General features: G+C 72.0%; 2 protein-coding genes. Both read left to right on the forward strand.

The genetic code is table 11. The features are described 5' to 3' along the window. On the forward strand, positions 1–270 hold a 270-nt coding region (locus tag I6F37_RS42830; protein ID WP_225154803.1), incomplete at its 5' end, for a substrate-binding domain-containing protein. 20 nt (positions 271–290) lie between these two features. Further along, the coding region (locus I6F37_RS42835; RefSeq protein ID WP_225154804.1) for an ATP-binding cassette domain-containing protein at positions 291–404 on the forward strand (114 nt) is incomplete at its 3' end.

The following is a 404-nucleotide window of genomic DNA, read 5'->3' on the forward strand; positions in this document are numbered from 1 at the left end:
GTCGGCAAGGCGGGCAAGGTCAAGTTCGTCGGTTTCGACGCGAGCCCGGAGCTGCTGAAAGGCCTCGACCAGGCGTACGTGCACGCGCTCGTCGTCCAGGATCCGGTGGCGATGGGCCGCCGCGGCGTCGAGCTGCTCGTCGCGCACCTGCGCGGCGAGAAGGTGCCGGCGACGGTCGGCACCGAACTCGTCGTCGCGACTCCGGAGAACCGCGAGCAGCCGGCCATCCGCGCGCTGCTGCATCCGGACCTCTCGAGCCTCGGTCGCTGACGGTGCCGAGCCTGCTCGAGATGCGCGGCATCGCGCTGCGCTACGGCCCCACGGTCGCGCTCGACGGCGTCGACTTCGACCTGCAGGCTGGCGAGGTGCACGCGCTGCTCGGCGAGAACGGCGCCGGCAAGAGC

It is taken from the genome of Bradyrhizobium sp. NBAIM08 (assembly GCF_020193935.1).
Lineage (GTDB): Bacteria > Pseudomonadota > Alphaproteobacteria > Rhizobiales > Xanthobacteraceae > Bradyrhizobium > Bradyrhizobium yuanmingense.